Below are 14,554 nucleotides of genomic sequence, written 5' to 3'. Positions count from 1 at the left end.
CCGCCACCGCCGCGCCCGCCGCGCCCGCCGCTTCCGCGGCCCCGGCGCCTGCCGCGGAAGCCGCGGCGCCGGCCGCCGCGCCGACCCCGGACAAGGGCGACGTGGCCTGGCTGCTGATGTCCACGGCCTTCGTGATCCTGATGACGCTGCCGGGCCTGGCGCTGTTCTACGGCGGCCTGGTCCGCTCGAAGAACATGCTGTCGGTGCTGATGCAGTGCCTAGTGATCTTCTCGCTGGTCGCGCTGCTGTGGGCCATCTACGGCTACAGCTTCGCCTTTACCGAGGGCAACGCCTTCTTCGGCGGCACCGACCGGCTGTTCATGAAGGGCCTGACGCCGGAAGCGGTCACGGCGACCTTCAGCAAGGGCGTGGTGATTCCGGAGCTGGGCTTCTTCGCCTTCCAGTGCGCCTTCGCCGCGATCACCTGCAGCCTGATCATCGGCGCCTTCGCCGAGCGGGCCCGCTTCTCGGCGGTGCTGGTGTTCATCGTGCTGTGGTTCACCTTCGCCTATATCCCGATGGCGCATATGGTCTGGTTCTGGCCGGGTCCGGACGCGTACACCGATGCGGCGGCGGCCGAAGCGGCCACGGCCAAGGCCGGCTGGCTGTTCCAGAAGGGGGCGCTCGACTACGCCGGCGGTACCGTCGTCCATATCAACGCCGCGGTGGCGGGCCTGGTCGGTGCCTACATGTTCGGCAAGCGGATCGGCTTCGGCCGCGAGGCGCTGCGCCCGCACAGCCTGACCTTCACCATGGTCGGCGCCTCGCTGCTGTGGTTCGGCTGGTTCGGCTTCAACGCCGGCTCGGGCCTGGAAGCGACCGGCGGTGCCGCGCTGGCCTTCGTCAACACGCTGCTGGCGACCTGCGCCGCGGTGCTGGCGTGGACCTTCGGCGAGTGGATCACCAAGGGCAAGCCGTCGATGCTGGGCGGCGCCTCCGGCGCGGTCGCCGGCCTGGTGGCGATCACCCCGGCCGCCGGCTTCGTCGGCCCGATGGGCTCGATCGTGATGGGCCTGGTGGCCGGCCTGCTGTGCCTGTGGGGTGTGACCGGCCTGAAGCGGATGCTCGGTGCGGACGACTCGCTGGACGTGTTCGGCGTGCATGGCGTCGGCGGCATCGCCGGCGCGATCCTGACCGGCGTGTTCGCGGCGCCGAGCCTGGGCGGCGTGGGCATCTACGACTACGTGGCCAACAAGGTGTCGGACGAGTATTCGATCGCCCACCAGGTCTGGGTGCAGACCGAGGGCGTGCTGACCACCGTGGTGTGGTCGGCGGTGGTGGCCTTCGTCGCCTTCAAGCTGGTGGACCTACTGATCGGCCTGCGCGTGCCCGAGGACGAGGAGCGCGAAGGCCTGGACATCACCTCGCACGGCGAGACCGCGTACGAGGGCTGATCCAAACGAACGCGCGATGCGGGGTCCCACGGCCTGCCGCCCCCGCATCGCCCACGGTGTTGTGCTGGAGAGCTGATTGGGAATCTTCTCTCAGGAGTTTTGCCCGGCCGCGTGCCGGGCTTTTTTATGGGCGGGCGCCGGCAAGGCCAGTGCCGGCGCGGCTTGCCGGCAGCAGGCAAGCACTGTTCGCCATCCGCTTAAATCGGAATTCAAAATCCTTCATTTGTGTAAAGGACAGCACCCGCATAGAGTGCAGGTGAGGCAGTTTCCTCCACCTGCAGAACGCTCCCCGTATCTGTCAGGCCACTTGAAACGCGGCGATGCCGCGTTTTTTTTTGCCGTGCCGGCGCCCGCTTCTCGCCCTTTGAATTCGGCGCTCCATCCCCATATCGTTAGCCCAAGGCGAAACGGCGCGGACATTTTGCCGTTCCGCCGGCATTGGCATGCCATCTGCATGCAATTGGCCGTTCCTCTACAATCGGGGCGGACGATAAAGACGATCAATAGGATGGATATGGTCCCGCACCTCATCACCGCGCTGAACGGCCCGCTGCTCGAACTGGAAAAGAAGATACTGGACGCGACCCCGTCCATCGAGCGGTGGTTCCGTCTGGAATGGCAGGAGCATACCCCTCCGTTCTACTGTTCGGTCGATCTGCGCAACGCCGGCTTCAAGCTGGCCCCGGTCGATACCAATCTGTTCCCCGGCGGTTTCAACAATCTGGCCCCCGAAATGTTGCCGCTGGCGGTGCAGGCGGCGATGGCGGCGATCGAGAAGATCTGCCCGGATGCCAAGAACCTGCTGCTGATTCCGGAGCGCCATACCCGCAATATGTTCTATCTGCAGAACGTGGCGCGGCTGTCGCTGATCATGCGCCAGGCCGGTCTCAATGTCCGGCTCGGCTCGCTGTCCGAGGACATCACCGAACCGACCCCGATCGAGCTGCCCGACGGCCAGACGCTGGTCGTCGAGCCGCTGACCCGGCTGGGCACCAAGGACCGCCGGCTGGGGCTCAAGGACTTCGATCCCTGTTCGATCCTGCTGAACAACGACCTGTCGGCCGGCGTGCCGCCGATCCTTGAGAACATCAACGAGCAATACGTGCTGCCGCCGCTGCACGCGGGCTGGTCCACGCGGCGCAAGTCCTCGCACTTCTCGGCCTACGACGAGGTCGCCAAGAAGTTCGCCAAGCTGATCGACATCGACCAGTGGATGATCAATCCGTATTTCGCCAAGGTCGGCGGCATCGACTTCCATGAGCGGGTCGGCGAGGAAGCCTTGGCCGACGCGGTCGAGGGCGTGCTCAAGAAGATCGCCAAGAAGTACCGCGAATACGGCATCAAGGAAACGCCGTACGTGGTGGTCAAGGCCGATGCCGGCACCTACGGCATGGGCGTGATGACGGTGCGCGATCCGGCGGAGGTCAAGGGCCTGAACCGCAAGGAACGCAACAAGATGAGCGTCGTCAAGGAAGGCCTCGAGGTCAACGACGTGATCATCCAGGAGGGCGTGCATACCTTCGAGAAGGTCAACGAGGCGGTGGCCGAGCCGGTGGTCTACATGATCGACCGCTACGTCGTTGGCGGCTTCTACCGGGTCCATACCGGCCGCGGGGTCGACGAGAATCTGAACGCGCCGGGCATGCATTTCGTGCCGCTGGCGTTCGCGCCCAACAGCATCCCGGACACGCATGCGAAGCCGGGCGCGGCGGTGCCGAACCGGTTCTACATGTATGGCGTGGTGGCGCGGCTCGCGCTGCTGGCGGCCTCGGTGGAACTGGAGAAGACCGATCCCAATCCGATCCTCTGATCCGCCGACCGGCACGACCACGGGCTACCAACCGGACACGCCAGCATGCGCATTCTGTTCATTACCGATCCGCTCGAGACCTTCAAGACCTACAAGGACTCCACCTACGCGATGATGGTCGAGGCCGCCTCGCGCGGCCACGAGCTGTTCTTCTGCCTGCAGTCGCAGCTGTCGCTGGTCGGCGGCGCGGTGGAGGCGGTCGCGCAGCGGCTGCATCTGCTCGATGCCGGGAAGGACCATGACCACGGCCATGGCCACGCCGCCTGGTTCCGCCTCGATGCGCCGGCCGCGATGCCGGTGCCGGCCTTCGACGCGGTGCTGATGCGCAAGGATCCGCCGTTCGACATGGAATACGTGACCAGCACCTGGCTGCTGGAGCTGGCCGAGTCGCAGGGCGCCAACGTCTTCAACAAGCCGCAGGCGATCCGCGACCATTCCGAGAAGGTCGCGATCGCCCAGTTCCCGCAGTTCATCGCGCCGACGCTGGTCACGCGCGACGCGGCGCGCATCCGCGCCTTCCATGCCGAGCATCGCGACATCATCGTCAAGCCGCTGGACGGCATGGGGGGCATGGGCGTGTTCCGCGTCGGCGCCGATGGCATGAACCTGGGCGCGATCATCGAAACGCTGGGCGCCAACGGCGTGCGCACGCTGATGGCGCAGCGCTATATCCCGGAGATCAAGGACGGCGACAAGCGCATCCTGCTGATCGGCGGCGAGCCGGTGCCGTACTCGCTGGCGCGCGTGCCGATGGCCGGCGAGGTGCGCGGCAACCTGGCGGCGGGCGGCACCGGCCGTGCGCAGCCGCTGTCCGAGCGCGACCGCGAGATCGCGCAGACGCTCGCGCCGGTGCTGTGGCAGCGCGGCCTGCTGCTGGTGGGCCTCGACGCGATCGGCGACTACCTGACCGAGGTCAACGTGACCAGCCCGACCTGCTTCCAGGAGATCATGCAGCAGACCGGTTTCCCGGTGGCCGGCATGTTCATCGACGCGCTGGAACGGGCGGTCGCTGCGCGCGCGGCCCGGAAGGGGAGCTGAGCGCGGGCGCCGGACCGCCGCTGCGCGCGACGGCGCCGTTACCCCGCCTGCTACAATCGCGGCAATCCACAGGATTCACCATCATGGCAGGCATTCTGATCATCGCGCACGCGCCGCTCGCTTCGGCGCTGCGGGACTGCGCCGCGCATGTCTATTGCGGCGAGCCCAAGCGGGTCGAGGCGATCGACGTCGCTCCGGATGCGGAGCCGGCGGCCGTGCTGGCCGAGGCGCGCCGCTGCCTGGCCGCCGTGATCGAAGACAATGGGGCGCTGGTGCTGACCGACATCTTCGGCGCTACCCCCGCCAATATCGCCGCCCGTCTCGCCGAGCCGGGCCGGATCAAGGTGCTCGCCGGCGTCAATCTGCCGATGCTCGTGCGGGCGATCTGCTACCGCTCCGAAAAGCTGGACCAGCTCGCCACCAAGGCGCTCGCCGGCGGCTCGCAAGGCGTGCTGCAGATCGGCTCGACCACCGTACAGAACCAGATCGCCAACCACCCCGACAAGTATGCTGCAGAGGGACGTCACCATCATCAATAAGCTCGGGCTGCATGCCCGGGCCTCCGCCAAGCTCACGCAACTGGCGGGCAGTTTTGTCAGTCAGGTCAGGATGTCGCGCAACGGGCGCCAGGTCGACGCCAAGAGCATCATGGGTGTGATGATGCTGGCCGCGGGCATCGGCTCGACGGTCACCATCGAAACCGAAGGGCCCGACGAGCAGGAAGCGATGGACGCGCTGACCGCGCTGATCGCCAATCGCTTCGGCGAGGGAGAATGAGGGCGCTGGCCCTGTCCGGATTTCACCAACGTTCCTGAACGGAGCGGTTCATGCCATTCGCCCTGCACGGCATCCCAGTCTCGCGCGGCGTTGCGATCGGGCGCGCCCATCTGCTGGCGCCCGCCGCGCTCGACGTGTCCCATTACCTGGTCGACGAAGACCGGCTCGAGGACGAGGTGCTGCGGCTGCGCCATGCGCGCACCGCGGTGCGGGCCGAACTGGCGGCGCTCAAGCGCGACCTGCCGCGCGATGCGCCGGAGGAGATGGGCGCCTTCCTCGACGTGCACGCGATGATCCTCGATGACGAGATGCTGTCGCGCGAGGCCGAGAGACTGATCCGCGAGCGCCGCTACAACGCCGAATGGGCGCTGACGACGCGGCTCGAGGATCTGATGCGCCAGTTCGACGAGATCGAGGACGAATACCTGCGCGAGCGCAAGGCCGATATCGAGCAGGTGGTCGAACGGATCCTGAAGGTGCTCGCCGGCGCGCCGGTGCTGGCGCCGGCGCCGGTGCCCGCGGTCGCGGCCGACGGCCAGCCTGCGCCCGGGGTGGTCGTGGTCGCCCACGACATCTCGCCGGCCGACATGCTGCAGTTCCGCCATACCGTCTTCCACGGCTTCGTCACCGATCTGGGCGGACGCACCTCGCATACCGCGATCGTCGCGCGCAGCCTCGACATCCCCGCCGCGGTCGGCGTGCAGAACGCCAGCGAGCTGATCCGCCAGGACGACTGGATCATCATCGACGGCGATGCCGGACTGGTGATCGTCGATCCGACGCCGATCATCCTCGAGGAATACCGCCACCGGCAGAGCGAGCGGGCGCTCGAGAACAAGCGGCTGCAGCGGCTGCGGCATACGCCCGCGGTGACGCTGGACGGCATCGAGATCGATCTGCTGGCCAATATCGAGATGGCCGAGGACGCGTCCGCCGCGCTGGCGGCCGGCGCGGTGGGCGTCGGCCTGTTCCGCTCCGAATTCCTGTTCATGAACCGGCGCGGCGAATTGCCCGGCGAGGACGAACAGTTCGAGGCCTATCGCGCCGCGGTCGAAGCGATGCGCGGGCTGCCGGTGACGATCCGCACGATCGACATCGGCGCCGACAAGCCGCTGCTCGATTTCCGCGACGGGCGCGACGGCCGCGCCGAGGAATACGAGACCGCGCTCAATCCCGCGCTGGGCTTGCGCGCGATCCGCTGGTCGCTGTCGGAGCCGGCGATGTTCCTGACGCAGCTGCGCGCGCTGCTGCGCGCGTCGGCCTTCGGGTCGGTGCGGCTGCTGTTCCCGATGCTGGCGCATGCGCGCGAGATCGACCAGACGCTGGAGCTGGTCGCGCGCGCCAAGCACGAGCTGGATCAGCGCGGGGTCGCCTACGACCCCTGCCTGAAGGTCGGCGCGATGATCGAGATCCCGGCGGCGGTGCTGCTGCTGCCGCTGTTCCTGCGGCGCATGGATTTTCTGTCGATCGGCACCAACGATCTGATCCAGTACACGCTGGCGATCGATCGCGCCGACAATGCCGTCGCCCATCTGTACGACCCGCTGCACCCGGCCGTGCTGCAGCTGATCGCACGCACGATCCGCGAGGCCAACCACGCCGGCGTCCCGGTCGCCGTCTGCGGGGAAATGGCGGGCGATCCGGCGATGACCCGGCTGCTGCTCGGCATGGGCCTGCGCGAGTTCTCGATGCATCCGGCCCAGCTGCTGCGCGTCAAGCAGGAGATCCTGCATGCCGACTGCGGGCGGCTCGAAGGGCTGGTCGAGCAGGTGCTGTGCGCCTACGAGCCGGAAGAGGCCGCGGCCGCGCTGGCGCGACTGTCACAACCCTGAAACCCTCGGGGTTATAGCGGCCAGCGCAGCGCCCTCGAAGTGCTGCCTGTAGCGCTTGTCATGCACATACGTGACGTTGCAAGCCCTTGATTTGTAAGTAAAGTGATGCAGATTCCCTGGCGTGTTTCTGTTTCTTAATGGGAATTGTTATCATTCTTTATCTCTGTTATGCTGCCTCCAACAGTCAGGACATGCCGGTGTCCGCGCTGCCCCAAGGAGGCTTTGTGTACGTCTGCATCTGCAACCAGGTAACCGATCGCGAGATTCATGGCGCCGTCCAGCTGGGCGTGTCCACGCTCGACGAGCTGGCCGAAACGCTCGGCGTCGGCACGTGCTGCGGCCGCTGCCGCGATTGCGCGCAGCAGGTTCTCGCCGAAGGCGTTGCAGCGTCCTGCCACAGCGCCACCGTCACGGTGACGGCCCAGACCGTTCACGTCGTCCAGTTTTCCTCCTGTTCCTCGTCGGTACCGCGTGCCATAATGGACACACGGGACCCGGCAGTCGCGAACGACCAGCAAACCGAGCTGGTTGCCTGAACACGCTTCCCGATCGCAGACCGGCGATCGGCGCGTGTGTTCGTCGTTTTCCTCTGACTGCACGCGGCGCAACCAGCGCCGCGTCGTGTTTTGGCGGGCCCGTAGCAACAGGAGCCCCCGATGAAAGGTGACAAGAAGGTCATCCAGTATCTGAATGCGCAGCTCACCAACGAGCTGACCGCGGTCAACCAGTATTTCCTGCACGCCCGTATGTATCGCCACTGGGGCCTGAAGAAGCTCGGCGACGTGGAGTACAAGGAATCGATCGGCGAGATGAAGCATGCCGACCGGCTGATCGAACGCATTCTGATGCTCGACGGACTGCCCAACCTGCAGGACCTGCACAAGCTGCTGATCGGCGAAGACACGCCCGAGATGCTCAAGTGCGACCTGAAGCTGGAGCAGACCGCTCACGTGACGGTCAAGGAAGGCATCGCCTACTGCGAATCGGTCGGCGACTACGTCAGCCGCGAGATTCTGGTCGACATCCTGACCGATACCGAAGAGCACATCGAGTATCTGGAAACGCAGCTGGACCTGATCGACAAGGTCGGCCTGCAGAACTATCTGCAATCGCAGATGGAGCCGGGCGAGCAGTAAGCCCGGCCGCGGCAGGACCCGCAAGGCCCCGTCACGCCAGTTTCAGGGCCAGGCGGTCGTCAGCGGCGCCTCACCGAGCCGCCCGCCGCCGCGCGCTCCGCAGCTTGAATCCCTCTCATTCCCATTCGGTTTCTCATCTGCGCTCCGATCTGCCGGTCGCCGATTCGCGATTCCCGATTCCCGATTTCCGATTCCAGATTTCCGATCCCGGATTCCCGGAATTCCAGCGCTCCCGCCCCCCTCCGCGGTCCGATCTCCCAGCGAGGACACTCCCATGCCGGAACCCATCAGATTGACGCAATACAGCCACGGCGCCGGCTGCGGCTGCAAGATTTCGCCGCAGGTGCTCGACGTGATCCTGGCCGGCAGCGGGCCGCAGCATCTGGACCCACGGCTGTGGGTCGGCAACGCCTCGCGCGATGACGCGGCGGTCTACGCGATCGACGGCAGCGACGATGGCCGTGCGGTGGTATCGACCACCGACTTCTTCATGCCGGTGGTCGACGATCCCTTCGACTTTGGCCGCATCGCGGCCACCAATGCGATCAGCGACGTCTATGCGATGGGCGGCGATCCGCTGCTGGCCATCGCGATCCTGGGTTGGCCCGTCAATGTGCTGCCGCCCGAGATCGCGCGCGAGGTGGTGGCCGGCGGTCGCCGTGCCTGCGACGAGGCGGGCATCGCACTGGCCGGCGGGCATTCGATCGATGCGCCCGAGCCGATCTTCGGCCTGGCCGTGACCGGCATGGTCGAGCGCGCGCACCTGAAGCGCAACGACACCGCCCGCGCCGGTTGCCGGCTGTACCTGACCAAGCCGCTCGGCATCGGCGTGCTGACCACGGCCGGCAAGCAGGGCAAGCTGCGCGACGAACACAGCCGCCTGGCGACCGACTGGATGTGCCGCCTGAACCGCCCCGGCAGCCGCTTCGGCCGGCTCGACGCGGTGCGGGCGATGACCGACGTGACCGGCTTCGGACTGCTCGGCCATCTGGTCGAAATGGCCGACGGCAGTGGCTTGAGCGCGCAGCTCGATCATGCCGCGGTGCCGCTGCTGCCCGGGGTGCGCGAGTACGTCGCCGCCGGCTGCGTGCCGGGCGGCACCCAGCGCAACTTCGCCAGCTATGGGCACCGGATCGGCTGCGTCCACGGCGAACTCGATGCCGAATGGCGCGCGATACTGTGCGACCCGCAGACCAGCGGGGGGCTGCTGGTCGCGGTCGAGCCCGCGGGCGAACAGGAATTCCTCGCCGCGGCAGCCGAATGCGGTCTCGCGCTGGAATGCATCGGCGAGATGACAGAGCGCGACGCCCACGCCGATCGCGCGGTGGTGGTGCGGTGATGGACAGCATGCCTGCGCCAGCGGGGGCTGTCAGGCCCGACAGCGCCGACTATCGTGCGCTGCTGCTGTCTGGCGTGCCGATGCTCGATGTGCGCGCGCCCGCCGAGTTTGCGCGCGGCGCCTTTCCGGGCGCGGTCAATCTGCCGTTGATGGACGACGACGAGCGTCACCGGGTCGGCTGCCGCTACAAGGCGGAAGGGCAACAGGCCGCGATCGCGCTCGGCCATGCGCTGGTCAGCGGCGAGCGCAAGGCGATGCGGGTGGCAGCCTGGGCAGAGTTCGCGCGTCGCCACCCGCAAGGCTATCTGTACTGCTTCCGCGGCGGTCTGCGCTCGCAGATCTCGCAGCAGTGGCTGCGCGAGGCCGGCATCGACTATCCGCGCGTCATCGGCGGCTACAAGGCGATGCGCACCTTCCTGATCGAAACGCTCGACGCGGCCGTCGGCGAATGCGGCTGGCTGGTGCTCGGCGGCCTGACCGGCAGCGGCAAGACCTCGCTGCTGGCCGAGCTCGACAGCGGCATCGATCTCGAGGCCCACGCCGCGCATCGCGGCTCGAGCTTCGGCCGGCGCGCGCGTCCGCAGCCGACGCAGATCGACTTCGAGAACGGGCTGGCGATCGACCTGCTGCGGCGGCGCGCGGCCGGCGCCGGCACGCTGGTAGTCGAGGACGAGGGCCGCTTCATCGGCAGCCGGGACGTGCCGCAGCGCCTGTACGCCCGCATGCAGGCCAGTCCGCTGGTCTGGCTGGACGAACCGTTCGAGGCGCGCGTGGAACGCGTGCTGCAGGACTATGTGGTCGATCTGGCCGCGGAATTCGTCGCCGCGCATGGGCCGGACAAGGGCTTCGCCGCCTTCTCGGAACGGATGCGCGACGCGCTGGCCGGCATCGCGCGCCGGCTCGGCGGCCAGCGCTACGAGCGCCTGGCCGCGCTGCTCGCGCATGCATTGCAACGCCAGGCGCAGAGCGGCGAGGTCGACGAGCATCGCGTCTGGATCGCGGTGCTGCTGCGCCATTACTACGATCCGATGTACGACTACCAGCGCGAGGCGAGGGAGAGCCGCATCGTCTTTCGCGGCGATCGGCTGGCGGTACGGGAATATCTGCGGGAGCGAACGCGGCCTGTGTCCCCTGTCCCGCTTGCGTGAGAGGGCAGGGGAGAGAGAAAGGCTTCGGCTGAACCGATGCGGTCGGCCATGACGGCCGCTCTTGCCCATCCCCTGCCCCTCTCCCGCGAGCGGGAGGAGGGCAGGAACACCATGGCCTCAATGGCGGCCGCAAACCTCGCAGTCGGGCGTGCGCGCGAGCGCCATCGTGGTCCATTCCATGCGGAACGCATCGACCATCAGCAGCCGTCCGGCGAGAGTCTCGCCAACGCCGGCGATCAGCTTCAGCGCCTCGGCCGCCTGCACCGTGCCGACCATGCCGACCAGCGGCGCAAACACCCCCATGGTCGCGCAGGCGGCCTCGGGCGCGTTCTCGGACGGCGGAAACAGGCAGGCGTAGCACGGCGCATCGTCGCGCCGGCGATCGAACACGCTGATCTGTCCATCGAAGCGCAGCGCGGCCCCCGAGACCAGCGGCACGCGATGGGCGACGCAGGCCCGGTTGACCGCATGGCGCGTGGCGAAGTTGTCGCAGCAGTCCAGCACCACGTCGGCGTCGCGCACCAGCACATCCAGTTCGCTGTCGCCGACGCGTGCCGGCACCAGCCGCACATCGATCTCGGGATTGATCCGCAGCATGCCCTCGCGCGCCGATTCGACCTTGGGCCGGCCGACATTGGCAGTGGTGTGCAGGATCTGGCGTTGCAGATTGGTCAGGTCGACCTCGTCGTTGTCGACCAAGACGATGGTGCCGACCCCGGCCGAAGCCAGGTAGGGCAGCGCCGCGGCGCCCAGGCCGCCGGCGCCGATCACCAGCGCGCGGCCGGCCAGCAGCCGGCTCTGGCCTTCGATGCCCAGCTCATCGAGCAGGATATGCCGCGAGTAGCGCAGCAGTTGGTCGTCGTTCATCGGGCGGGCGGCGGGAACGGGGTCCCGCCGCGATGCGTCGGTCTGGCGTTCAGGGCGCCTTGCCGGTCGGCGTGCCGAGCGGCTTGCCCATCGGCGCGCTGGCCGGCGGCTTGCTGTCGGGCTTGCCTTCCGGCGCGGCGGGCTTGGCGTCGGGAGCCGGCGCGCGCTTCGACGGATCGGCCTTGACCGGGCCCTTCGGCACCTTGCTGTCGGAGACGGGGGTCGCCTCGAGCTTCGAGCGCGAACGCTTGACCGGTTCGCCCTTGAGCTGGTGGATCGCCTGCTGCAGCATGAAATCCTCGTTGGTGCCGAACTCGATCGGCTTCTTGCGCCGCTCCTTCTCGCGCTCTTCCGGCGACTTCTTCGCGTTTTCTTCCTCGAGCCGGCGCAGTTCCTCGACGCGGCGCTGTTCGCGCTCGGTCATCTCGGCTTCCTCGGACTCCTGCTTGTTGTGCAGATGGCGCTCGGTATCGATCTCGCGCGTGATCAGCGCGTCGTCCGGATCGCCTTCGGGGTTCTGGTCGACCGGGATGTCCGGACGGATGCCCTTGGCCTGGATCGACTTGCCCGACGGCGTGTAGTAGTACGCGATGGTCAGCTTGATGCCGGTGTCGTTCGTCAGCGGCCGCACGGTCTGCACCGAGCCCTTGCCGAACGTGGTCTTGCCCATGATCAGCGCGCGCTTGTGGTCCTGCAGCGCGCCCGCGACGATCTCCGAGGCCGACGCCGAATAGGCGTTGGTCAGCACCACCATCGGGATCTTCTTGAACAGCGGCGGCAGATCCTTCAGCGGATCGTCCTCGACCGACGACAGCCGGTAATTGTTGAAGTTGGTCTTGTAGACGCGCTTGGCGTCGGGCACCTGGCCGTTGGTCGAGACCACGGTCACGTCCTCGGGCAGGAAGGCCGCCGACACGCCGACCGCGCCCTGCAGCACGCCGCCGCCGTTGTTGCGCAGATCCAGCACGAGGCCCTTCATGTTCGGATTCTTCTGCGCCAGCTCGGCCAGGCGCCGCCCCAGGTCGGCCACGGTGCGTTCCTGGAAGCTGGTCAGGCGGACCCAGCCGATGGCCGGATCGACCATCTTGGCCTTGACCGACTGCACGCGGATCTCGGCGCGCGTGATCGACACCGGGAAGGTGCGCTCCTCGCTCTTGCGGTAGATCGTCAGCGTGACCTTGGTGCCAGGCTCGCCGCGCATGCGCTTGACCGCCTGTTCGAGCGGCAGGCCGCGCACCGGCTTGTCGTCGATGCGGGTGATCAGGTCGCCGGGCTGGATGCCGGCGCGGAAGGCGGGCGTGTCCTCGATCGGGTTGATGACCTTGACCAGGCCCTCTTCCTGCGAGATCTCGATGCCAAGGCCGGCGAAACGGCCGCGCGTGCCTTCCTGCAGTTCCTTGAAGTCCTTGGCGTCCAGATACGACGAATGCGGGTCGAGGCTGGCCACCATGCCCTTGATGGCTTCGGTCAGCAGCTTCTTGTCGTCGACCGGCTCGACGTACTCGCGCTTGATCTGCCCGAATATGTCCGCCATCAGCCGCAACTGCTCCAGGGGCAACGGCCCCGAGGAGTTCTGCGCGGTCGCGGACAGCTGCAGCGTGGCGAGCACGCCGGCAACGAGTCCCGCGGAGACAAGGCTGATGTTCTTGAGCGTCTTACGCATGTGGGCTGCCTGAACGTTGGATGGCGCTGGTCACGCGCCGTGAGTTGCGCCGGTTGCGGCGTGGCGCAAGGGGCGCTGCCGGTCCGGTCTGACCGACAGTATAAGAGCGGGCGGTAAAAAAGGCCGCGCCGCAATGCGGCGCAGGCCTCGGTGCGCCAGGGCTGGCGCGTCCGGCTCAGCGCGCCTTGCCCTGGCTGGCGACGGCGGCCAGCGAGGCGGCGATCGCTTCCTGGTCGCCCAGGTAGTAATGCCGGATCGGCCGCAGCTCGGCGTCGAGTTCGTACACGAGGGGCGTGCCGTTCGGGATATTGAGGCCCACGATATCGTCATCGGAAATCTGGTCGAGGTACTTCACCAGCGCGCGGATGCTGTTGCCATGGGCCGCGATGACCACGCGCTTTCCGGCTTTGATGTCCGGGGCGATCGATTCGTTCCAGAGCGGCAGCACGCGGGCCACCGTGTCCTTCAGGCATTCGGTCAGCGGAATCAGTTCGCGCGGCACGCCGGCGTAGCGCGGATCGTCGTACGAGGCGCGTGGATCGGTCGGCTCCAGCGCGGGCGGCGGGGTATCGTAGCTGCGGCGCCAGACCAGCACCTGCTCGTCGCCGAACCTGGCGGCGGTCTCCGCCTTGTTCAGGCCGGCCAGCGCGCCGTAGTGGCGCTCGTTCAGGCGCCATTCGTTGCGCACCGGGATCCACATCAGATCCATCTCGTCCTGCACGTGCCACAGCGTGCGGATGGCCCGCTTGAGCACCGAGGTATAGGCGACGTCGAAGGCGAAGCCCGCGTCCTTCAGCAGTTGGCCGGCCTGGCGGGCCTGCTGCGCGCCGGTCTCGGTCAGGTCCACGTCGACCCAGCCGGTGAAGCGGTTTTCCAGATTCCAGGTCGATTCGCCGTGGCGGATGAGAACGAGTTTGTACATGCTGCTTCCAAAGAGTGAGAATGCTGCGCGCGCCGCTCGCGAGCCACTTGCCGGCCGCGGGAAGCGGCCCCGTCGACAGGGGGGCTGGGCGCGAAACCGGCTATTTTATAATGCCGCCGACACAACCCACCGGAAACCCAACGTGAATTTCTTCGCCGACTACAACAACCTTGCCCTGATCGCCCTTGCGGTGGTGTCGGGCGGCCTGCTGGCCTGGCCGACCATTTCGCGCAGCGCGGGCGGCAAGACGGTCAATGCGACCACGGCGACGCAGCTGATCAACAAGCGCGGCGCGGTCGTGGTCGATATCCGCGAACCGGCCGAATACGCCAAGGGCCACCTGCCGCAGGCCAGGAGCGCGCCGCTGGCCGAACTGGCCAATCGCGCGGCCAGCCTTGCGAAGGACAAGTCCGCCCCCATCATCGTCGTATGCCAGACCGGCCAGCGTTCGTCCAAGGCGCACACGGCGCTCAAGCAGGCCGGCTTCGGCGAGGTCTATTCGCTCGAGGGTGGCGTGGCCGCCTGGCAGCAGGCCGGCCTGCCGCTGGTCAAGTAAGGCCGCAGCGGGCCGATGCCTGAAAGGCCGCAGCGGGCCGTCAGCAGGCCCTGCCCGACGCTGGTAAAGTCC

At 67.5% G+C, this 14,554-nt stretch carries 14 protein-coding genes; 11 read left to right on the top strand and 3 right to left on the bottom strand.

What is annotated here, in order from left to right; genetic code table 11:
* The 10 genes from amt to mnmH form a co-directional block, all read left to right on the top strand.
* Positions 1 to 1,394: ammonium transporter (amt, locus tag F7Q96_RS19175; protein ID WP_282960300.1), on the top strand; the 1,394-nt coding region annotated here is incomplete at its 5' end.
* A 514-nt stretch (positions 1,395 to 1,908) separates the two neighbouring features.
* Positions 1,909 to 3,204: a glutamate--cysteine ligase gene (gene gshA, locus F7Q96_RS19170; RefSeq protein WP_053822960.1), complete on the top strand. Its 1,296-nt coding sequence runs from the start codon at positions 1,909 to 1,911 to the stop codon at positions 3,202 to 3,204.
* 45 nt (positions 3,205 to 3,249) lie between these two features.
* Positions 3,250 to 4,242 carry a glutathione synthase gene (gene gshB, locus F7Q96_RS19165; RefSeq protein WP_053820998.1) on the top strand — a complete coding sequence of 331 codons (993 nt, stop codon included), beginning with the start codon at positions 3,250 to 3,252 and terminating at the stop codon, positions 4,240 to 4,242.
* An 83-nt stretch (positions 4,243 to 4,325) separates the two neighbouring features.
* Complete coding sequence (locus F7Q96_RS19160; protein ID WP_006579199.1) at positions 4,326 to 4,781, top strand: PTS sugar transporter subunit IIA; 456 nt, start codon at positions 4,326 to 4,328, stop codon at positions 4,779 to 4,781.
* Positions 4,750 to 5,019 (top strand): HPr family phosphocarrier protein, encoded by a 270-nt coding sequence (locus F7Q96_RS19155; protein ID WP_006579200.1) that lies wholly within the window; start codon positions 4,750 to 4,752, stop codon positions 5,017 to 5,019. Before F7Q96_RS19160 ends, F7Q96_RS19155 begins: the two co-directional genes overlap by 32 nt.
* 50 nt (positions 5,020 to 5,069) lie before the next feature.
* Positions 5,070 to 6,851 carry a phosphoenolpyruvate--protein phosphotransferase gene (gene ptsP, locus F7Q96_RS19150; RefSeq protein ID WP_053820999.1) on the top strand — a complete coding sequence of 594 codons (1,782 nt, stop codon included), beginning with the start codon at positions 5,070 to 5,072 and terminating at the stop codon, positions 6,849 to 6,851.
* 191 nt (positions 6,852 to 7,042) lie between these two features.
* Complete coding sequence (locus F7Q96_RS19145) at positions 7,043 to 7,387, top strand: (2Fe-2S)-binding protein (RefSeq protein WP_212762905.1); 345 nt, start codon at positions 7,043 to 7,045, stop codon at positions 7,385 to 7,387.
* A 120-nt stretch (positions 7,388 to 7,507) separates the two neighbouring features.
* Complete coding sequence (gene bfr, locus F7Q96_RS19140; protein WP_053821000.1) at positions 7,508 to 7,987, top strand: bacterioferritin; 480 nt, start codon at positions 7,508 to 7,510, stop codon at positions 7,985 to 7,987.
* Positions 7,988 to 8,261: 274 nt separating this feature from the next.
* Entirely contained in the window at positions 8,262 to 9,326 is a 1,065-nt protein-coding gene (selD, locus tag F7Q96_RS19130; RefSeq protein WP_151023108.1) for a selenide, water dikinase SelD, read from the top strand.
* The gene (gene mnmH, locus F7Q96_RS19125; RefSeq protein ID WP_151023106.1) at positions 9,326 to 10,474 is read left to right on the top strand and encodes a tRNA 2-selenouridine(34) synthase MnmH; all 1,149 of its coding nucleotides are present in this window, start codon (positions 9,326 to 9,328) and stop codon (positions 10,472 to 10,474) included. Before selD ends, mnmH begins: the two co-directional genes overlap by 1 nt.
* Positions 10,475 to 10,591: 117 nt before the next feature.
* On the opposite strand, the gene F7Q96_RS19120 is transcribed toward mnmH, so the two are convergent.
* From F7Q96_RS19120 to gpmA, 3 genes are all read right to left on the bottom strand, one after another.
* Complete coding sequence (locus tag F7Q96_RS19120) at positions 10,592 to 11,341, bottom strand: HesA/MoeB/ThiF family protein (RefSeq protein WP_053821002.1); 750 nt, start codon at positions 11,339 to 11,341, stop codon at positions 10,592 to 10,594.
* A 49-nt stretch (positions 11,342 to 11,390) separates the two neighbouring features.
* Positions 11,391 to 13,004 (bottom strand): S41 family peptidase, encoded by a 1,614-nt coding sequence (locus F7Q96_RS19115; RefSeq protein ID WP_053821003.1) that lies wholly within the window; start codon positions 13,002 to 13,004, stop codon positions 11,391 to 11,393.
* 175 nt (positions 13,005 to 13,179) lie between these two features.
* Positions 13,180 to 13,926 carry a 2,3-diphosphoglycerate-dependent phosphoglycerate mutase gene (gene gpmA, locus F7Q96_RS19110; RefSeq protein WP_006579208.1) on the bottom strand — a complete coding sequence of 249 codons (747 nt, stop codon included), beginning with the start codon at positions 13,924 to 13,926 and terminating at the stop codon, positions 13,180 to 13,182.
* Positions 13,927 to 14,068: 142 nt separating this feature from the next.
* Between gpmA and F7Q96_RS19105 the strand changes: the two genes are divergently transcribed.
* The gene (locus F7Q96_RS19105) at positions 14,069 to 14,482 is read left to right on the top strand and encodes a rhodanese-like domain-containing protein (protein WP_053821004.1); all 414 of its coding nucleotides are present in this window, start codon (positions 14,069 to 14,071) and stop codon (positions 14,480 to 14,482) included.
* Positions 14,483 to 14,554 lie beyond the last annotated feature (72 nt).

It is taken from the genome of Cupriavidus gilardii, from assembly GCF_008801915.1.
GTDB lineage: Bacteria > Pseudomonadota > Gammaproteobacteria > Burkholderiales > Burkholderiaceae > Cupriavidus > Cupriavidus gilardii.
The sequence above is the reverse complement of the archived record's forward strand: the minus strand, read 5'-3'. Positions and strand labels throughout refer to the sequence as shown.